Origin of the sequence: Hydrogenophaga sp. (assembly GCF_030373245.1) — a bacterium.
GTDB lineage: Bacteria > Pseudomonadota > Gammaproteobacteria > Burkholderiales > Burkholderiaceae_C > Hydrogenophaga.
In genome coordinates this window covers 687,299-705,922 of the sequence record NZ_JAUCZF010000001.1, presented here as the reverse complement: position 1 = coordinate 705,922, position 18,624 = coordinate 687,299, and the positions used below count along the sequence as shown (strand labels likewise).

At 65.4% G+C, this 18,624-nt stretch carries 21 protein-coding genes and 1 tRNA gene; 13 read left to right on the top strand and 9 right to left on the bottom strand.

The window, feature by feature from the left end; translation table 11 throughout:
• Positions 1-4: 4 nt before the first annotated feature.
• Entirely contained in the window at positions 5-598 is a 594-nt protein-coding gene (locus QUV25_RS03410; RefSeq protein ID WP_300861314.1) for a carboxymuconolactone decarboxylase family protein, read from the top strand.
• Between the two features lie 41 nt (positions 599-639).
• Here QUV25_RS03410 and QUV25_RS03405 read toward each other — a convergent pair whose 3' ends face one another.
• Positions 640-1,200 (bottom strand): YaeQ family protein, encoded by a 561-nt coding sequence (locus QUV25_RS03405; RefSeq protein WP_300861312.1) that lies wholly within the window; start codon positions 1,198-1,200, stop codon positions 640-642.
• Positions 1,201-1,376: 176 nt separating this feature from the next.
• Between QUV25_RS03405 and QUV25_RS03400 the strand changes: the two genes are divergently transcribed.
• From QUV25_RS03400 to QUV25_RS03365, 8 genes are read left to right on the top strand one after another with little or no spacing between them, the layout of a single operon-like run.
• Positions 1,377-2,342 (top strand): SMP-30/gluconolactonase/LRE family protein, encoded by a 966-nt coding sequence (locus QUV25_RS03400; RefSeq protein ID WP_300861311.1) that lies wholly within the window; start codon positions 1,377-1,379, stop codon positions 2,340-2,342.
• Positions 2,339-3,013, top strand: a complete 675-nt coding sequence (locus QUV25_RS03395) for a GntR family transcriptional regulator (RefSeq protein ID WP_300861309.1) — start codon at positions 2,339-2,341, stop codon at positions 3,011-3,013. The genes QUV25_RS03400 and QUV25_RS03395 overlap by 4 nt, the downstream gene beginning before the upstream one ends.
• Positions 3,013-4,104, top strand: coding sequence for an isocitrate/isopropylmalate dehydrogenase family protein (locus tag QUV25_RS03390; protein ID WP_300861307.1), 1,092 nt, complete (start codon positions 3,013-3,015; stop codon positions 4,102-4,104). The genes QUV25_RS03395 and QUV25_RS03390 overlap by 1 nt, the downstream gene beginning before the upstream one ends.
• The gene (locus tag QUV25_RS03385; protein WP_300861305.1) at positions 4,101-5,147 is read left to right on the top strand and encodes a Gfo/Idh/MocA family oxidoreductase; all 1,047 of its coding nucleotides are present in this window, start codon (positions 4,101-4,103) and stop codon (positions 5,145-5,147) included. Before QUV25_RS03390 ends, QUV25_RS03385 begins: the two co-directional genes overlap by 4 nt.
• Before the next feature lie 14 nt (positions 5,148-5,161).
• Positions 5,162-6,160, top strand: a complete 999-nt coding sequence (locus tag QUV25_RS03380) for a TRAP transporter substrate-binding protein (RefSeq protein WP_300861304.1) — start codon at positions 5,162-5,164, stop codon at positions 6,158-6,160.
• Between the two features lie 10 nt (positions 6,161-6,170).
• Positions 6,171-6,704 carry a TRAP transporter small permease gene (locus QUV25_RS03375; RefSeq protein ID WP_300861302.1) on the top strand — a complete coding sequence of 178 codons (534 nt, stop codon included), beginning with the start codon at positions 6,171-6,173 and terminating at the stop codon, positions 6,702-6,704.
• A gap of 11 nt (positions 6,705-6,715) precedes the next feature.
• Positions 6,716-7,999 carry a TRAP transporter large permease gene (locus QUV25_RS03370; protein WP_300861300.1) on the top strand — a complete coding sequence of 428 codons (1,284 nt, stop codon included), beginning with the start codon at positions 6,716-6,718 and terminating at the stop codon, positions 7,997-7,999.
• Positions 7,996-8,313 (top strand): putative quinol monooxygenase, encoded by a 318-nt coding sequence (locus QUV25_RS03365; protein ID WP_300861298.1) that lies wholly within the window; start codon positions 7,996-7,998, stop codon positions 8,311-8,313. The genes QUV25_RS03370 and QUV25_RS03365 overlap by 4 nt, the downstream gene beginning before the upstream one ends.
• Positions 8,314-8,368: 55 nt before the next feature.
• On the opposite strand, the gene QUV25_RS03360 is transcribed toward QUV25_RS03365, so the two are convergent.
• The 3 genes from QUV25_RS03360 to QUV25_RS03350 form a co-directional block, all read right to left on the bottom strand.
• A tRNA-Met gene (locus tag QUV25_RS03360) sits at positions 8,369-8,445 on the bottom strand.
• Positions 8,446-8,501: 56 nt separating this feature from the next.
• Positions 8,502-8,789, bottom strand: a complete 288-nt coding sequence (locus tag QUV25_RS03355; protein ID WP_366945636.1) for a high-potential iron-sulfur protein — start codon at positions 8,787-8,789, stop codon at positions 8,502-8,504.
• A gap of 288 nt (positions 8,790-9,077) precedes the next feature.
• Positions 9,078-9,866, bottom strand: a complete 789-nt coding sequence (locus QUV25_RS03350; protein WP_300861295.1) for an enoyl-CoA hydratase — start codon at positions 9,864-9,866, stop codon at positions 9,078-9,080.
• Positions 9,867-10,019: 153 nt separating this feature from the next.
• Here QUV25_RS03350 and QUV25_RS03345 point away from each other — a divergent pair, with 153 nt between their 5' ends.
• From QUV25_RS03345 to paaK, 3 genes are read left to right on the top strand one after another with little or no spacing between them, the layout of a single operon-like run.
• Positions 10,020-10,826 carry an enoyl-CoA hydratase-related protein gene (locus QUV25_RS03345; RefSeq protein WP_300861293.1) on the top strand — a complete coding sequence of 269 codons (807 nt, stop codon included), beginning with the start codon at positions 10,020-10,022 and terminating at the stop codon, positions 10,824-10,826.
• A gap of 2 nt (positions 10,827-10,828) precedes the next feature.
• Positions 10,829-11,269, top strand: coding sequence for a hydroxyphenylacetyl-CoA thioesterase PaaI (gene paaI, locus QUV25_RS03340; protein WP_300861291.1), 441 nt, complete (start codon positions 10,829-10,831; stop codon positions 11,267-11,269).
• Positions 11,266-12,561 carry a phenylacetate--CoA ligase PaaK gene (gene paaK, locus QUV25_RS03335; protein ID WP_300861289.1) on the top strand — a complete coding sequence of 432 codons (1,296 nt, stop codon included), beginning with the start codon at positions 11,266-11,268 and terminating at the stop codon, positions 12,559-12,561. The genes paaI and paaK overlap by 4 nt, the downstream gene beginning before the upstream one ends.
• Positions 12,562-12,598: 37 nt before the next feature.
• Here the strand turns inward: paaK and QUV25_RS03330 are convergent, their stop codons facing one another.
• The 5 genes from QUV25_RS03330 to QUV25_RS03310 are packed head-to-tail and all read right to left on the bottom strand — an operon-like array spanning position 12,599 to position 17,395.
• A complete protein-coding gene (locus QUV25_RS03330; RefSeq protein WP_366945628.1) occupies positions 12,599-13,111 on the bottom strand; it encodes a GNAT family N-acetyltransferase in 513 nt (170 codons plus the stop codon).
• A 1-nt stretch (position 13,112) separates the two neighbouring features.
• Positions 13,113-14,939 (bottom strand): peptidase M61, encoded by a 1,827-nt coding sequence (locus QUV25_RS03325; protein WP_300861285.1) that lies wholly within the window; start codon positions 14,937-14,939, stop codon positions 13,113-13,115.
• A 10-nt stretch (positions 14,940-14,949) separates the two neighbouring features.
• Entirely contained in the window at positions 14,950-15,435 is a 486-nt protein-coding gene (locus QUV25_RS03320; protein ID WP_300861284.1) for a DUF3429 domain-containing protein, read from the bottom strand.
• Positions 15,436-15,440: 5 nt separating this feature from the next.
• The gene (locus QUV25_RS03315) at positions 15,441-16,154 is read right to left on the bottom strand and encodes a DsbC family protein (protein WP_300861282.1); all 714 of its coding nucleotides are present in this window, start codon (positions 16,152-16,154) and stop codon (positions 15,441-15,443) included.
• 53 nt (positions 16,155-16,207) lie between these two features.
• On the bottom strand, positions 16,208-17,395 hold the full coding sequence (locus QUV25_RS03310) for an FAD-dependent monooxygenase (protein ID WP_300861281.1): 1,188 nt from the start codon (positions 17,393-17,395) through the stop codon (positions 16,208-16,210).
• 109 nt (positions 17,396-17,504) lie between these two features.
• Here QUV25_RS03310 and QUV25_RS03305 point away from each other — a divergent pair, with 109 nt between their 5' ends.
• Positions 17,505-18,404 (top strand): MOSC N-terminal beta barrel domain-containing protein, encoded by a 900-nt coding sequence (locus QUV25_RS03305; RefSeq protein ID WP_300861280.1) that lies wholly within the window; start codon positions 17,505-17,507, stop codon positions 18,402-18,404.
• Positions 18,405-18,624: the final 220 nt, after the last annotated feature.

Here is an 18,624-nt window from a genome sequence, read left to right as displayed (position 1 = left end):
AAACATGGCCCGATTGACCCCGCTATCACCAGAGACCACGCCCGAGCTGCAGCCTCACTTCGACTTTTTCCTGGGCACACTGGGCTTCACGCCCAACAGCGTGCTCACCATGCAACGCAAACCCAAGCTGGCGCAGGCGCTGGCGGTGATGAATGCGGCGGTGATGGACCCCGCCGGCGAGGTGGATCTGGGCTTTCGGCGGCTGGTCGGACATGTGGTCAGCCAGGCTGCAGGGTGTGTGTATTGCCAGGCCCATACGCTGCTGGGCGCGAAAAACTTTGGCGTGAGCGATGCCAAGCTGGCCGATACCTGGACCTACGCGAACAGCGCGCACTACAGCGAACGCGAGCGCCTTGCACTGGACTTTGCGCTGGCCGCCGCCTCGCAGCCCAATGCGGTGACCGACAGCCAGTTTGCCGAGCTGCAGCGGCACTGGAGCGACGGCGAAATCGTGGAGTTGCTGGGCGTGGTGGCGATGTTTGCGTTTCTCAACCGATGGAACGACACCCTGGCCACGCCGCTGGAGGCCGTGCCGAGTGCACTGGCGTCCGAGGTGCTGGGGGCGCGAGGTTGGCAAGCCGGCAAGCACGGCGGCTAAGGAAGGACTTGTGCGGACGGTTCCGACCGGCGCGGCCGAGCCTACTTCCAGCGCAGCGGCACGATGTGCACGCTGCCCAGCGTGCTGGAGAGCGTGATCTCGCCCTCCTGAACCGTTGCCTGCAGCTGCATGCTGCGCTCGGCCAGGGCAGCCAGCGCGGGGGCGGCTTCGGTGGGCAGGCGCCAGGCCTGCAACTTCTCCAGGCGCGAAACCTTGTTCTCCATCCCGCGCCACCACACGTCGGCTGCTGATCCGAACGCGTAGACAAAAACCGCGTCAGCCTTGCTGCAGGCCTTGGCCAGCGGCTTGTCTTCGGGCTGGCCCACCTCGATCCAGATCCGTTTGCGGCCGGTGTAGTCGGTCAGCGACACGTCGGGATCATCGGGATCGGACAGGCCAGCGCCAAAGGCCAGCGTGCCATCGCCGCCGCAGGTGTCGACCAGCTCGTGGGCATGGATCGCCAGCGCCACCAGCCGGACCATCATGCGCTCGTCTGTCTCGCTGGGGTGACGGGCCAGGGTGAGCGCGTGGTCGGCGTAGTAACTGTGATCGATGTCGGCGATCTGCAGGTTCGCTTTGAAGATGGTGGATTTGAGGGCCATGAGGTGTGCAGAGCATACCTGCTGGGTCCGCGCACCTGGCCTGCGCACAGGTTGCCGGATGCGTCGGCTGGAAATCTGACGCCGATTCGGGTAAATCCTGAGTGCATGCGTCAATGGATGCTGTAACGTATACATTAATGAATCCGTGCAACATCCCTGTCCCTGAAACCACTGCCGTGACCGACCTGGCCAAGCTGGGCACCGTGGGTGGTGGGTTGGTGCGACCGGAGTGTGTGCTCGCCACCCGGGCGGGCGATCTTTACACGGCCGACTGGCGCGGCGGTGTGGCCCACACCCGACCCGACGGCCGCCAGACGCTCTATACCCCGCCCATGGTCGACGGCCTCACGCTGCGGCCCAACGGCATCGCCCTGATGGCCGACGGCAGTTTTCTGGTGACCCAGCTCGGTGAGAACGATGGCGGCGTGTATCACCTGAGCCGCGATGGCCGCATCCGCCCCTGGCTGATGCAGGTCGACGGGGTAAATCTGCCCCCCACCAACTTTGTGGTGCAGGACGGCGCCGGGCGCACCTGGGTCACGGTCAGCACCCGCATGACGCCGAGAGCGCAGGGCTACCGCAGCGACGTGGCCAATGGATTCATTGTCTGTGTCGATGCGGGAGGCGGCGCGGCCATCGTGGCCGACGGCCTGGGCTACACCAACGAAGTGGCGCTCGACGCCACAGGTCGGTGGCTGTACGTGAACGAAACTTTTGGGCGCCGGGTGTCGCGCTTTCGGGTGGCGCCTGACGGTTCGCTCGGACCCCGCGAAACCTTCACCACCTTCGGCGCCGGCACCTACCCCGATGGGCTGGCCTTTGATGAGCAAGGTGACCTCTGGGTGGTCAGCATCGTGAGCAACCGCCTGATCCGCGTCGCGCCCGATGGCAGCCAGCGTATCTGGCTGCAGGACGTGGACCCCGTACACCTGGCCTGGACCGAAGCCGCATTTCAGAATGGCGAGCTGGGCCGCCCGCACCTCGACGGCGTGAAGAGCCAGCGCCTGTGCAACATTTCCAGCATCGCCTTTGCCGGCCCCGAGCGCCGCCTCGGCGTGTTCGGCTGCCTGCTCGGCGACCAGTTGCACACCCTCAACATGCCCGCGCCGGGACTGGCGCCGCACCACTGGAGCTTTGCATGACCCTAGCCTTGACCTCGGTATCGCTGGTCGACACCGCCTACGAACAGATCCGGCGCCGGATTCTCGACAACGTCTGGCCACCCGGCCACCGCGCGCTGGAGCAAGAGGTGGCGCTCGCCCTCGGCATGAGCCGCACGCCGGTGCGCGAAGCCCTGGTTCGGCTGGAAAACGATGGCTTGGTGGAGGTGGTGCCGCGCCATGGCATGCGGGTGCTGCCGGTGTCACCGACCGACATGCGGGAGATTTACGAAATTCTCACCGCACTGGAGTGCATGGCCGCCGAGATTGTGGCGAGCCGCCAGCCCAGCGAGGCCGAGCTGGCGCCGCTCACCCTGGCCACCGACGCCATGGAAGCAGCCCTCGCGGCCGACGACCTTGACGCTTGGGCGGCAGCCGATGAGCGCTTCCACGCAGGTCTGATCGAACTCAGCGGCAACCGCCAGCTGGCGGCCACGGTCTGGAACTACTGGGACCGCGCCCACCGGGCCCGCATGTTCAGCCTGAAGCTGCGACCCAAGCCGGTGAACTCTACCCAGGACCACCGCGAACTCGTGGAACGCCTGCGCGCTGGCGATGCGCGCGGCGCCGCCGAGGTCAACCGCACCCACCGCGCCCGCGCCAGCCGCGAGCTGCTGGCCATCTTCGAGCGCTTCAAGCTCGCGCAGATGTGATGCCCAGGTCCAGCTATTCGATCGCGGTGTTGCCGGGCGACGGTATCGGCCACGAAGTCATGGCGGCTGCGCTGGAGGTGCTGTGTGCGCTGGAGTCGCGCATTGGCCGGCGCTTCGTGACCAGTCCCCACGCCGCCGGCGCACAACACTACGCCGACACCGGCGTGGCCCTGCCCGAGCCGGTGCTCGAAGCGTGCCGGCGCGCCGACGCCATCCTGTTCGGCGCCATGGGCCTGCCCCATGTGCGCGACGCCCAGGGCACCGAGGTGATCCCGCAGCTCGACATCCGCTTTGCGCTGGATCTTTACGCGGGTGTGCGCCCCATCAAGACCTGGCCGGGTCTGCCCACGCCGCTGTCCGACCCCCGAGCCGCACAGATCGACATGGTGCTGGTGCGGGAAAACACCGAAGGTCTGTTTTACGCGCGCGGCCGCGGCGTGATCGAAGGCGAGGGCGAAAACGCGGCTGCCTTCGACACCATGCGCATCTCCCGCAAGGGCACGGCACGCGTGGTGGACTTTGCGCTGCGGCTGACCGAGCAGCGGCGCGCACGCGGACGCCCCGGTCGGCTCACCAATGTGGACAAGGCCAACGTGTTTCGGTCCATGGCCTTCTGGCGGGAGGTGTTCGTGGAGCGCGCCACGCACTTCCCCCAGATCACCACCGAACACGCGTACGTGGATGCGATGGCGCTCAACCTGGTGCTCAAGCCCTGGACCTACGACGTGCTCGTGACCGAGAACATGTTTGGCGACATCCTGTCCGACCTGATTGCATCGCTGGTCGGCAGCATGGGCATGGCGCCCTCGGGTGACATCGGCGATCACCACGGCCTGTTCCAGCCCGCACACGGCACCGCCCCTGACATTGCAGGCCGAGGCATCGCCAACCCCACAGCCATGATCCTGTCGGTGGCCATGATGCTGGAGTGGCTGGGGGAACGCCACGCCGACGCGGCGTTGCTCGACGGCGCCTCGATCATCGAGTCGGCGGTCCACCGCGCGTTTCTGGAGCAATCGGTCAGGCCCTACGACTTCGGTGGCCAGAGTGGCACCCAGGCCATCGCTGAAGCGGTCGTGGCCCGGCTATGAGCCACCGTGTCGTCATCGCCGGCGCAGGCTATTTTGCTGCGCACCAGCTGCAGGCCTGGCAAGACCTCGGCGTGGCGCGAGCCGGTCTGTGTGACCTCGACACCCAAAAGGCCGAGGCGCTGGGCGCGCGATTTGGAATTGATCGGGTCAGCGCCGACTGGGAAAGTTTGCTGGATGCCACCGCCCCCACGGTGGTGGACATCTGCACGCCGCCCGGCGCCCACGCGCCACTGGTTCGCGCCGCCCTGAGGCGCCGCTTGCCGATCATTTGCCAGAAGCCCTTCGGCAATCACCTGGACGAGGCGCGCGCGCTGGTGCATGAGGCCGAACAAGCCGGAGTGCCGCTGGTGGTGCACGAAAACTTCCGCTTCATGCCCTGGTTCCGGGAGTGCCGCCGATTGCTCGATGCGGGCTTTCTAGGCCGATTGCACGGCATCACGTTTCGGCTGCGTCCGGGCGATGGCCAGGGGCCACGGGCCTACCTGGACCGCCAGCCCTACTTCCAGACCCAGGCGCAGTTGCTGGTCAAAGAGACCGGGGTGCACTACGTCGACACCTTCCGCTACCTGATGGGAGAAGTGGTCGCCGTCACCGCGCGGCTGCGCCGCCTCAACCCGGTGATCGCGGGCGAAGACGCCGCACTGGTGATCTTTGAATTCGCCAACGCGGCGACCGGCCTGTTCGACGGCAACCGGCTCAACGACCACGTGGCGCACGATCCACGCCGCACCATGGGCGAGATGTGGCTCGAAGGAGCGGCCGGTGTGTTGCGCCTGGACGGCGATGCCCGCCTGTGGTTCAAGCCACATCAGGGCGAAGAGCGGCCACATGCTTACGACGCTGGCGATCAGACCGCGTTTGGCGGCGCCTGCCGCGCGCTGCAGGCCCATGTTCTGCGCCACCTCGACAACGGGGATCCGCTGGAGAACGCGGGCCGCGATTACCTGCGCAACCGAGAAATCGAAGCGGCCATCTACCAGTCACACGACAGCGGCCAGCGTATCGCTCTGTCATCCCCGTTTGCCAGTTCCCCCACCCCCTGAAGAAGGAGACAACCATGACCCGAGTTTCATTGATCGCCAGTGCATCCCTCACCGCCTTGCTCACCTGGAGCCTGCCGGCGGCGGCGCAGACCGTGCTCAAGTTCAGCCACACCGACCAGCAATCCGGCGCGCGTCAGGCCGCGGCCCAAGTCTTTGCCAAGAAGGTCGAAGAGCTGACCCAGGGACGCTACAAGGTCAACGTTTTCTGCTGCAGCCAGCTCGGCAATGACCCGAAAAACATCGAGCAGCTGGCACTCGGCGGCATCGACTTCACCGTGTCGGCCACCGGTTCGTACGCGTCGCAGCTGCCCAGTCTGAATCTGACCATGATGCCCTTCATGGTCGACAGCTACGCTCAAGGCTGGAAGCTCTACGACGAGAGCAAATGGATCCAGGACCAGTTCGCCAAGGCACCGGAAAAAGGTTTTCGTTTCCTGGCCACCTGGGAGGCCGGCTTTCGCAGCATGACCACCAAAGAGCCGCTGATGTCGCCCGATGATGCCAAGGGCAAAAAGCTGCGCACCTTCCCCAACGAAATGATGCGCTGGACGTTGGAGGCCATGGGTTTCAACATCCAGATCATGCCGCTGCCCGAGGTGTACCTGGCCATCCAGCAGGGCGCGGTCGCGGGTCAAGAAAACCCGGTCGACACCATCTACTCCAACAAGTTCTACGAAGTCGCGCCCAACGTCACGCTGACCAACCACGTCTACAGCCCGATCCCGCTGGCGATCAGCGAGAAGACCTGGCAAAAGCTTTCGCCAGTCGACCAGAAAGCGGTGAGCGAGGCCGCCAGGGTCGCCGCCACCTTCAGCCGCGAGCTGATCTCAGGCAACGACGCCAAGCTGCTGAAAGAGATGGAAGCCAAGGGCGCCAAGGTCAACGCCAAGCCGAATGTGGCCGCGTTCCGCACGGCGGTTCAGCCGGTCTACGGCAAGGCGCGCGAGAAGTTCGGCGCCGATGTGGATGCCCTGCTCAAAGACGCCGAGATGGTGCGAGCATCGGTGAAGTAAGGAAGAACCCGTGAGCCTGCTGCCTCCTGGACCCGTCGTGCCGGCGCCCCTGCGCTGGCTTGGCACCGCGGTCGACACGGTGATTGTGGTGCTGGGGGGAGCCCTTGTGCTGGTGGTGTTCAGCAACGTGGTGTTGCACGCCTTCGACCAGGACATTGCCTGGACCACCGAGTTCGGCGAGCTCGTGATGGTCTGGACCACCTTCCTGGGGGTAGCCGCAGCGGTACACCGCAACGCGCACATGGCGGTCTCCGAGCTCATCGACCTGCTGCCTGAACCCCGGCCCAGGCTGGTAGCAGATGCTCTGATTCAGCTGATGGTGGCGGCCATTCTGGTGCTGCTGGTGTGGAAGGGCGGCGTGGCCGCTGACGCTGGCTGGGGCAGCGTGCTCACGGTGATGCAATGGCCGATGGCGGTGCAATACCTGTCGCTGCCTGTGTGCTCAGCCATCGCCTTGGTCTTCGTTGCCTGGGATCTGTTGCAGATCGCTCGAGGCGTGCCCCGACAACAACGCTACGCGCCCACCAGCGTCAGCACTGCCTGAAGAAACCTCCCATGTTGCTCGTTTTTCTTCTGGTGGTGTTCTTTGGTCTGGCGTTGGCCGGTCTGCCGGTGGTGTGGTCGGTTCTGGCCACCACGGTGCTGATGATCTGGTCCTTCGATCTCGGACACCCGCTTGAAACCATTTTTCTCACCTTCATCGGCGGGGTGGAGCCCTTCATCCTGATCGCGGTGCCGCTGTTCATCGTGGCCGGCGAAACGTTTTCCCGTGGCGGTGTGGGTGAGCGCATCATTCGATTTGCGCGCTCGGTGCTGGGTTTTCTGCCCGGCGGCCTCGGTATCGTCACGGTGGCTTCGTGTCTGCTGTTTGGTGGTGTGTCCGGATCGGCCATCGCGGGCGCGGCTGCTATTGGCACGGTGATGATTCCGGCGCTGGCCAAGCAAGGTTACTCGCGGGCGTTCGCCTCTGCGCTGATCGCTGCGGCCGGCACCCTGGCCATCATCATGCCGCCCTCGATTCCGCTGCTGGTGTTCGGCTATATCGCGGGCGTGTCGGTGCGCGACCTTTTTCTTGCCGGCATCGTGCCTGCGGTGCTGTTCGGCATCGGCCTGATGCTGGTGTGTGTCTGGTACGGCATTCGCACCGGCTGCGACCGTGGTGGCCAGCGTGCATCGGGCGCCGAGATCTGGGCTTCCTTCAAAGATGCGTTTCCGGCGCTGCTGATGCCGGCCATCATCCTTGGCGGCATCTGGACCGGCTTCTTCACGCCCACCGAATCGGCGGTGGTTGCGGTGATCTATGGCCTGTTGGTCTCGATGCTCTGGTACCGCTCGATTGGCTGGCGCGATCTGCCTGGCTTGCTCTACAGCGCCTTCCTCACCAGTGCGGTGGTGATGGTGGTGGTGGGCGCCACCGCCGCCCTGGCCTGGGTGATCACCGTGGAGCAGGTACCGGCCATCATGATGGAATGGACGCAGGCCCTGGCCGACAACCGCTGGACTTTCTTTCTGCTGATCAACGTCTTCCTACTTCTGCTGGGCATTTTTCTGGAGCCGCTGCCGGCTCTGGTGCTCACCGCACCGCTGTTCGTGCCGCTGGCGCCGTTGTACGGCATCGATCCGGTGCACCTGGGCCTGGTGATGACCTGCAACCTTGCCATTGGCTTGTACACGCCCCCGGTGGGCGGCACGCTGTTTGTCGCGGCCAAGATCGGCCAGGTTGGCATGGGCGACATCTCCCGTGCGCTGATTCCGCTGTTCCTGGTGTCGCTGCTGGTACTAGGACTGATCACCTACGTACAGGCTTTGCCGATGTTTCCGGTCTGGCTGTTGCGATGACCTTCAACGATGAAAGCCACGCCCTGATGTTCACCGTCGTCGTCGAATTCCACATCCAGCCCGCTCATGTGCAGGCGTTCCGCGAGGCGATGGTGAACAACGCCCGCCAGTCGGTGGCCAATGAGGCCGGCTGCCATGTGTTTGATGTCTGCTGCGACCCGGCCGACCCGACGCTGTTTTTCCTGTACGAGCTGTACGACAGCGCTGAGGCGTTTGCGATTCACCTGAAGGCACCGCATTTCCTGGACTTTGATCTGGCAACCCGGCACATGGTCCAGAGCAAGCGGGTGCGCCAGCTCCAGCGCCTGCCCTGAGCGGCCATCACACAAGAAAAAGGGGTTCCGGTGACGGAACCCCTTTTTTGCGATCTGGTGGCGATAGGTGGACTTGAACCACCGACATCAGCATTATGAATGCTGCGCTCTAACCAACTGAGCTATATCGCCGAAAGACCGGCATTATAGACCAAGGCTGGAGCGGTTTTTTGCCGCCAGCTGCGCGCTCAGCCGGGCTTTTTGGCGTAGGAAGCACACCAGCCCTGAGCACTGACCTGCTTGCCTGAAAACAGCGGGCAGGGCCCACTTTCGCTGCCCGCTGCGCCCTGGTACAGCACGCAGTTGGCGCAAACCGAGCCTTCGACAAAGTTGGGGTGCTTGACCTTGTCCACACGCGCGGCGTCGGCCACATAACCCAGGGCCATGGCGGTGGGCTCGGTCTCCTCGACCATGGGACCACCGGCTGCGGCCGGGGCAGTCGGTGCGGGCGCTGCGGCGGGCTCCGGCGCGGCCATGGGGGCGGGCGCGGGCGCCACCGGAGCTGGCGCAGCGGGTGCGGCTTCGGGCGGGGGTGCTTTCTCTGAACAGGCGGCAGCCAGGGCGGCGCCCGTGAGGGGCACCATCATGATGAATCGACGGCGGTTGGTCATGGCAGGTTCTCCGTGAGGTTGGGCTCGAGGTCTGGGCTTCAGCAAAAGGAAGCTGGTTTGAAGCCGTTATCTTTTGGGTTATAGCCCCTGCGGTGTATGGCGGCTGTGAGCACTTGTTAATTCAGTGTGCCCATGGTGACAGGCCGCGCGGGTTCAGGTGTGCCGGAACGTGGGCTTGCGCTTGTTCACAAAGGCGTCCATGCCCTCTTTCTGGTCGGCGGTGGCGAACATGGCGTGGAACAGGCGTCGCTCAAACATCACGCCATCGGACAGGCCGCCTTCAAACGCACGGTTGATCGATTCCTTGGCCGCCATCACGCTGATGAGCGAGTACTCGCAAATCATGAGGGCAGCAGCCAGGGTTTCGTCCATCAGCTTGTCCAGCGGCACCACGCGGCTCACCAGGCCGGCGCGCTCGGCCTCGGTGGCATCCATCATGCGGCCAGTCAGCACCAGGTCCATGGCCTTGGCCTTGCCCACCGCCAGCGGCAGGCGTTGCGTGCCGCCGGCACCCGGGATGATGCCGAGCTTGATCTCGGGTTGCCCAAACTTCGCGTTGTCGGCGGCGATGATGAAATCGCACATCATGGCCAGCTCGCAGCCGCCACCCAGCGCAAAGCCGCTGACCGCGGCGATCACCGGCTTGCGGATGCTGCGGATGGTTTCCCAGTTGCGGGTGATGTAGTCGTTCTTGTAGACGTCGGTGAAGCCGTAGGTCGCCATGGCGCCGATGTCGGCACCGGCGGCAAACGCCTTTTCACTGCCCGTCACGATCATGCAGCCAATGCCGTCGTCGGCGTCAAACGCCTTCAAGGCTGCGCCCAGCTCAGTCATGAGCTGGTCGTTGAGCGCGTTGAGCTGCTTGGGGCGGTTGAGTGTGACGATGCCCACGCGGCCTTCGGTGCGCACGGTGATGAGTTCTGGGGTGGGGGTGTTGGTCATGGCGGTCCTCGGGTGGTTGCGATCAAACTGTCGACCACTATAGCGGCGGCCCATCCGGGAAAACATTAACCGACCGCTTGGTTGGTTAATGGTAAATTGAGCAAAAGTGGCCAGCGACCTGCGCCACCCGCCTACCCGAGGAGACCCGATTTCATGACCACCGCCACCGCGGACGCCACCGTGCTCTATGAGACGCGTGGGGCCGTTGCCCTGATCACGCTCAACCGCCCTGGCTCGCTCAACAGTTTCACGCGCGCCATGCACGCCGAGTTGTGGCGCGCCTTCGACTACGCCGAGGCCGACAGCGGCATCCGCGCCATCGTGCTCACGGGCGCTGGCCGCGGCTTCTGTGCGGGTCTCGATTTGTCCGAGCTGGATTTCACGCCCGGGCCGAATCAGCTGGAGCGCGCCGATCCCGGCCCGGTGATCGAGGAGGCGTTCAACCCCACGACGCGGCGCATACAGGCTCTGAGCGTACCCATCGTGGTCGCGGTGAACGGTGTGGCGGCGGGTGCTGGCGCGTCTCTGGTCATGGCTTGCGACATCGCGATTGCGGCGCCCGGCGCCAGCTTCGTGCAGGCCTTCAGCAAGATCGGCCTGATCCCCGATGCCGGGGGCAGCTGGTTGCTGGTGGAGCGCCTGGGGCTGGCGCGTGCCATGGCACTGGCCATGACCGGCGACAAATTGCCGGCCGCGCAAGCCAAGGAATGGGGCCTGATCTGGGATGTGACCGACGACCCGTTGACCGCTGCCCTGGCGCTGGCAAACAAGCTGGCCGCCATGCCGACCAAGGCCCTGGTGGCCACGCGCGCCCTGTTGCGCGACGCCAGCACACGCAGTCTGAACGAGCACCTCGATGTCGAGCGCGACACCCAGTCAACCCTGGGCGCGACCCACGATTACATCGAGGGTGTGACGGCGTTTCTGGAAAAACGACCACCCCAATTCAAGGGCACATGAACATGACGCCTGATCAAATCGCTTTGCGTGTGGGGGAGGTGATGTTTGCCAACGATGTGGCGAGCAAGGACACCATGGGCATGGAGCTGGTGTCGGTGGCGCCGGGCCGCGCGGTGATGCGCATGGTGGTGCGCCCACTGCACCTCAATGGCCACCAGATCTGCCACGGCGGCTTCATCTTCACACTGGCCGATTCCACCTTCGCTTTCGCCTGCAACAGCCACAACCGCAACACCGTGGCCGCCGGCTGCAGCATCGAGTTTCTGAAACCCGCGCACGCGGGGGATGTGCTCACCTGCGAAGGCGTGGAGCAGATGCAACAGGGTCGCCACGGCGTGTACGACATGAAGGTGGTCAACCAGCGCGGTGAGGTGGTGGCGATGTTCCGCGGCAAGAGCGCGCAGATTCCCGGGACCGTGTTTCCCGAAGAGGAGCCCGAATGAATCACTTCCCCCTGGAGCCGATCGAAAAGGCCAGCATCGACGAATTGCGTGGCCTTCAGCTCAAGCGCCTGCAAGCCACGCTGCGCCATGCCTATCTGAACTCGCCGGTCTACCGCACCAAATTCGACCAGGCGGGTGTGCACCCGGACGATTGCCGAACGCTCGCCGATCTGGCGCAGTTTCCGTTCACCACCAAGAAGGACCTGCGCGACAGCTATCCCTTTGGCATGTTCGCTGTGCCGCGTGAAAAGTGCGCGCGCATTCATGCGTCAAGCGGCACCACCGGCAAGCCGACCGTGGTGGGCTACACCCTGAAAGACATCGACACCTGGGCCACAGTGGTGGCGCGCAGCATCCGGGCCAGCGGCGCGCGGCCCGGCGATCTGGTACACGTGAGCTATGGCTACGGCCTGTTCACCGGTGGCTTGGGAGCGCACTACGGCGCCGAAAAGCTGGGCCTCACCGTGGTGCCGTTTGGCGGTGGGCAGACCGAGCGCCAGGTGCAGCTCATGCAGGACTTCCGTCCCGACATCATCATGGTCACGCCCAGCTACATGCTGGCGATCGCCGACGAGTTCGAGCGACTCGGGATCGATCCGCGCCAGAGCAGCATGCGCATCGGCATCTTCGGCGCCGAGCCCTGGACCAACGACATGCGCACGGCGATCGAAGCGCGCATGGGCATTGATGCGGTGGACATCTACGGCCTGTCAGAAGTGATGGGCCCGGGCGTGGCCAACGAGTGTGTGGAGACCAAGGACGGCCCGACCATCTGGGAAGACCACTTCTATCCCGAGATCATCGATCCCGATACCGGGGAACCAGTGGCTGACGGCGAGATGGGTGAGCTGGTGTTCACCAGCCTGACCAAGGAGGCGCTGCCTATCATCCGTTACCGCACGCGCGACCTGACGCGCCTGCTGCCGGGCACGGCGCGCACCATGCGCCGCATGGAAAAAATCACCGGCCGCAGCGACGACATGATGATCGTGCGCGGCGTCAACGTGTTCCCCACCCAGATCGAGGAGCTGATCCTGAAGCGCCCCGAGCTCAGCGCGCACTACCAGTGCGTGCTCACGCGTGAAGGTCCGATGGACAACCTGAGCGTGGTGGTGGAGACGCGCCCAGGGCTTTCGCCTGAAAGCATTGAAGCGCGCGCCGCCGCCAAGCAGCTGCAGCACGAGATCAAGGTGTTTGTAGGCAGCAGCGTGCGCATTGAGCTCAAGCCCGAAGGCGGCGTGGAGCGCAGCATGGGCAAGGCCAAGCGCGTGGTGGACTTGCGTCAGCGCTAGCGTTTGCTCGCACTTGGAAAAATGGTGTGAACAGGCTCTAGTCCCGCAGCGGCAGCCACATGTGCAGTTTGGTGACCTTGCCTGACGGCGTGGTCACCGCTTGCGGCTCTACGCCATACGTGACAAAACCGTGGCGCTCATACAGTGCAACAGCGGCCCGGTTGCCCTGGGTTACCGTGAGTTGAGCGAGCGAAACACCGCGCCGTTGGCGTGCAGCCTTCAGCACCGTGCCCAGCAACCCGTCTCCCAGCTGATGTCCACGGTGGGAAGGGCGCACGTACATGCCAAACACAGTGCACTTGTGGCAAAGCTTCTCCCGGGTCTGAAAGGACAGACCCGCCACGCCCACCAGTTGGCTCGCAACGAATGCGCCAAACACGCATTCGTTGGCATGGGTGTCCGTTGAGAGGCGATCCTCCCACCACGCCAGGGGCAAAATTTGCCGCTCTGATGGGCTGGATGTGAAGGCGTCGGGGTGCGCTGTGTAGGCCTCCAGCATCAGGTCCCGATAGGCTGGGGCGTCCTCGGGGCGCAGACGCTGTGTCAACACGTCAGGCCTTGCCCAGCCAGCGGCCCAGCAAGCCCGCGTCGCCCACGGCCAGCTTGACCGCCTGCGTGGTCTCGGGCCAGGTCAGCGAGCATCGCAGCAGGCGCTTGTCTCGTGAGATCAGCGCGGTGAGCTGGTTGCGCTGGCCGCGCAAGGTGTTCACCTCGTCGAGCTTGCTGATGCGCCAGGCCTCAGCAAGCTGGCCGCGCTTCAGCGGTTTGAACTCCACGCCCAGCCACTCGTCGCCAGCGGCCATGCCGGCGGCTTCGGCCGCGCCACCGCGCAACACGTTCTTGAGCAACAGCCCGGCGGTCTCGGAAACGCGCAGACCGAGTTGCTGTGCCAGCGGCGCCTTGTCGTGCTTCACCTGGGTACCAGCCTGCTCCAGCAGCTTCAACACCGGCAGGTCGGCCAGGCCGTGCACCCAGTGCTGCAGTTCTGCGTCGAACGAACGGCCGCCGACGCGTTTGAGCGCGCGCGCCACGTCCAGCTCGCGCACCGGCCCTCCCGCGCAGCGCTGCCAGACCTCGCGCATCACGTCGTCCAGCGTGCCACGGCCCTCGGCACGCAGCGTGAGGTCCAGGCACAGCGCCACCAGCGCACCCTTGGTGTAGTAGCTCACCGTGGCGTTGGGCGTGTTTTCCTGGATGCGGTAGTACTTGAGCCAGGCGTCAAAACTGGCCTGGGCCACGCTTTGCACGCGCTGCCCTGGCGTCTGCGCAACCTGATTGACCGTTTTGGTCACGAGGTTCAGGTAGGTGGCGTCGTCGATCAGGTTGGCACGGCGCAGGAACAGGTCGTCGTAGTAGCTGGTGAACCCTTCGAAGAACCACAGCAGCTCGGTGTGGTTTTCGCGGTCGTAGTCGTAGCGCTTGAATTCGGCCGGACGCAGGCGCTTGACGTTCCAGGTGTGGAAATACTCGTGGCTGATCAGGCCGAGCAGCGTGGTGTAGCCGTCGGTGGCTTTGAGTGCGGCGGGTTTTTCGCCAGCGGGCAATGTCCTCGGAAGGTCGGCTCGGGTGCTGATCAGTGCCGTGGAGTTGCGGTGCTCCAGCCCGCCATAACTGTCCCCGCTGGCGTGCAGCATGAAGAGGTAGTTTTCGAAAGGTGCCTTGCCCTGGGTGCCATGCCAGAAGTCGATCTGCGCTTCACAGATGCGCTGCGTGTCGGCCAACAGGCGTGCGCCATCGAACCAGCCACCGGCGCCGCTGACCACGAAGCGGTGAGGCACGCCGCGCGCCGTAAACTCGCCGCGCCAGAAAGTGCCGAGTTCGACCGGGCAGTCGGCGAGTTCGTCGTAGTCGCCAGCGAGGTAGGTGCCGAAGCCGGCAGCGTCCACCTGTTGCGGTGCGAGGCCGGTGGCCACTTGCCAGCCGGTCGGCAGGTTGTCTGCCTTCACCTCCAGCACGTGCGGCGCGCCGTCCTGCCCGATCACGCGCAGGCACAGGCTGGTGGCGTTGAAGAAGCCGCGCGTGCAGTCGAGAAACGCGGTGCGCACCGAGGCGTCAAAGGCGTAGATCTCGCAGGTGAAGGTGAGTGGCGCACGGGGGGTGCCCTGTGCCTCCCAGGTGTGTTTGTCGAGCTGTTTGAGCGGCACGGGTTCGCCGCCTTGCAGCGCGCGCAGGTGCTGCAGGTGTTGGGCAAACTCACGCACCAGGTAGCTGCCTGGAATCCAGACCGGCAGGCGCACGCGCTGGCGCGCAGCCGGCTGGGCGATGGTCAGCGTGACCTCGAACAGGTGGCTGTGAGGGTCCTTCGCCCGCACCTGGTAGTGGACCGCTGGTGTGGCGGACATGGATTTGCGGTCGGCACGGGACTGGGCAGTGGGCATGGGGTCCGATCTACAAGGCGCCGGCGCCGATGAAGCAGCTCAGGGCGGCCACGAAGGACAGGCGAAAGCGCAAGCTGAGCCAGCGCTGCAGGCCGGCGCGTGCATACAGCGTGCGGTCGGCCAGGTAACTCAGGATCAGCACAAAGCCCAGCCAGGCCAGGCCAGCAAAAGGGGGCATCAGCACGCCGGGCCAGGCGAGCAGCGAGAGCGTGATGCCCCAGAGGAAGTGGTTGCGCTGGCCGTGCGGTGCGCCGCTCGGCGGGCGCTGTGCGCCGAGCCAGCCCAGGCCCCAGTGCACACCGCCGAGGAAGGACACGATGAGCGCGCCGTAGGCAGCCAGGGCCATCACCACCCAGTCCTGCAGGTGCTCGTCAATCGCCCACAGCAGCAGCGCCAGGCCAGTGAAGGGAATCAGCCCAGCGTAGCCCAGGATCTCGATCAGCCTCTGGTCCTGGACGGGGTCCAGCGGGTCGGGTGACGGCGCGGAGCTCGACACGTTGGTCAGGGCTTGGCTTCGGTCAGGAATTTTTCAATGCGGTCGGCCGGGATCGCTCCCGGCACGCGCGAGCCGTCGGCGAAGATGATGGTCGGTGTACCGGTGATGCGGGCCTTGCGGCCGAACTCCACATTGCGCTGCAGCGGCGCCGTGTCGCATTTGGCCTCGGCCGGCGTGATGTCTTCCAGCATCCAGTCGTTCCAGGCCTTGCCCTTGTCTTTGGCGCACCAGATGTTGCGCGACTTCTCCGCCGAGTCGGCGCCCAGGATGGGGTAGAGGAACAGGTGCACGGTGACGTTGTCGATCTTGACCAGGTCGCGCTCGAAGCGCTTGCAATACCCGCAGTTGGGGTCTTCGAACACCGCCATCTTGCGCTTGCCGTTACCGCGCACGATCGTGAACGCGTCCTTGATAGGCAGGTCGGCAAAGGCGATCGCGGTGAGTTTGTTGACCCGCTGCTCGGTGAGGTCCACGCGCGAGCGGGTGTCGATCAGCGAACCCTGGAGCAGAAAATTGCCCTGAGCGTCGGTGTAGAACAGATCGGTACCGTTGAAGCGCACTTCAAACAGCCCGGGCATCGGTGTCTTGCTGATTTCGTCGATCTTGGGCAGGTTGGGCAGGCGCTCGGCCAGGTTCTTGCGGATCGTGGCTTCCTGCGCCCATGCGCCCAGGCTCAGGGCGGTCAGTACGGCGAAGAGGGTGGTCTTGAACAATGTCATGGAAGTGCCCTGAGGCCTGAAGGTGAAAAAAGAAGGGTGACAGCGAATCGGGGTCAGCCAACCTGCCCCATGGCCTGTCGGGCCAGCCAGTGTTTGAGCGGGCCCAGCCGGTCTACGCTGCGCAGGCCCCAGTTGCGCAGGGCCTGCACCCGCGTGTCGGGCAATGCAAACAGCCCAAACAGGCTGTCGGTGAGCCAGCCCATGGTGTGTGCATCGGCCTGCCGGGCGCGCTCGTAGCGCCGAAGCAGTTTCAAATCGCCGAGTTCGCGCCAGTATTCCCGCTCGTGGATCACGCGCGCCAGCTCGGCCACATCGCCCAGACCGACGTTCAGACCTTGGCCCGCCAGCGGGTGCATGGCGTGGGCTGCGTCACCGGCCAGCGCCACGCCGCCGCTGGGCGTGCGGGTCACCCACCGATGGGCGTTCGAACGTTCCAGAGGCCAGGCCTGCGGGGGATTGGTCAATTGCATGTCGCCCAGTGCGTTGCCGCAACGGGCCTGCACCGCCTGAGCCAGCGCCTGAGGGGCACCGGTCAGCCAGTCATCGGCCTGTTGCGCAGGGACTGACCACACCAGGGCCACGGAGTTCCCCTGTTCGCCTTCCAGCGGCAGCAGGGCCATCACCTCGCCCTGCGCAAACCACTGTCTGGCTACGCCGCCGTGCGGCAAGGTGCAGCGCAGTCGGGCGGCCACCGCTTTGTGGGGATAAGGGCGCACTTCATAGGTAAGTCCCAGCTCGACTCGGGTGGCGCTGCGTTTGCCTTCGCAGATCACCGTGAGGGCGGCCGGGGGCGCTTCGCTCAGGCATTCGATGCTGCTCTGGAAGTGCACCGCATGCGCCAGGCGCTGCTCGAGGGCGGGCACGTCGACGATCCAGCTCAGCGCGGGCGTTCCTTGTTCGGCCGCCGAGAATTGCAGTCGGCCACCGTCGTCGCCGCGCACATCCATCGCGGTGACCGGGGTGACCGCCGGTGTGGCGGACTCGGGCAGCGAGTGGGCCGGGTCTGCGGGATGGCCTTCGGGCCAGGCGCGTACTGAGCGCAGCAACTCGCGCGACGCCGCGTTGATCGCATAGGCGCGCACATCGCCGTGGCCGGACGCAGCGCGTGGCGAGGTGACCAGTGCCACGCGCAGACGGTCGCGCGCCAGCAGCAGAGCCAGGGTCTGGCCCACCACGCCATCGCCGCGCACGGCCACGTCAAAACGCCGGCGGCCGGTCGGGGGGGTGGAAACGCTTGCCATGAGAGGGATTCTAGGAGCAGGTCACAATTCCGCACGAAGCGCCCGAGGGCAACCCTCTGACCGGCACCGACGGCCCGCCTGTCGTCAACCCATGCACCGCAAAGCCGCCATGAATTCACCGACCACCGCTGCCAACGTGCAAGCCACCATCGAACAGCTCTGGGTTTACCCCATCAAGTCCTGCGGCGGCGTGGCGCTGACCGAGGCCGAGCTCACCGACACCGGCCTGGCCTATGACCGCGCCTGGATGGTGGTGGATGCCGAAGGCGAGTTCGTCACCCAGCGCGAATTGCCGCGCATGGCGCTGATCCAGCCGGCCTTCAAGCATGGTCAGCTGGTGTTGCGTGCGCCCGGCATGTTGGCCTTGCACCTGTCGCTGGAGGCCGCCGAATGGCCGCAAAAGGTCCGGGTGTGGAGCGACACCGTGTTGGCGTACGACATGGGCGACGTGGCTGCCCAGTGGTTCAGCGACTTCCTCGGGCCGGATGCGCCGGCCGATCTGAAGCGCCTGCGGCTGGTGCGCTTCGACCCCGAGGTGAAGCGCGCTTGCGACGCCCGATGGACTGGCGGCCGTGAAGCCAACACCCAGTTTGCCGACGGCTTTGGCCTGCTCGTGACCAGCACAGCCTCGCTGGCCGAGCTCAATGAACGCCTGGCGAAAGCCGGCGAGGCGCCGGTGACCATGCAGCGCTTCCGGCCCAACATCGTGCTCGGCGGCATCGAGGCCCACGACGAAGACCGCCTGGGCGCCATGACCATCATCACGGGAGCGGATGCCGCGGCGGTGATCGAACCCGTGAAGCCGTGCGCACGCTGCCCGATCCCCAACATCGATCCCGCCACCGCGGTGTCTACGCCCGCCGTGAGCGATGTGCTGCAAAGCTACCGCCAAGACCCGCGTGTGAATGGCGCCATCACCTTTGGCATGAACGCCATGGTGTTGCAAGGCGATGGTCAGTTGCTGAGGCTGGCGCAGCGCGTGGTGGCGGACTGGCGTTTCGAGGGTTGAACGAGGGGCGCTTGCCCGAGGCCCCGCGGCACTGCGCACCAGCTGCGTTCGCCCATTTCTGGATTGGGCCTGGGCGACCGCTCTGACCATCTGGACAGCCGGCCTGCCAAGCCGTGCGAGATGACCGATGGCCTGGCGAGATGAGGGTGCCATCGCCTGTACGTGGGCAGCCTGCCTTTTCGGGATGCAGGTATCGGGCGCCTCGCCATGGTGGTGCCAG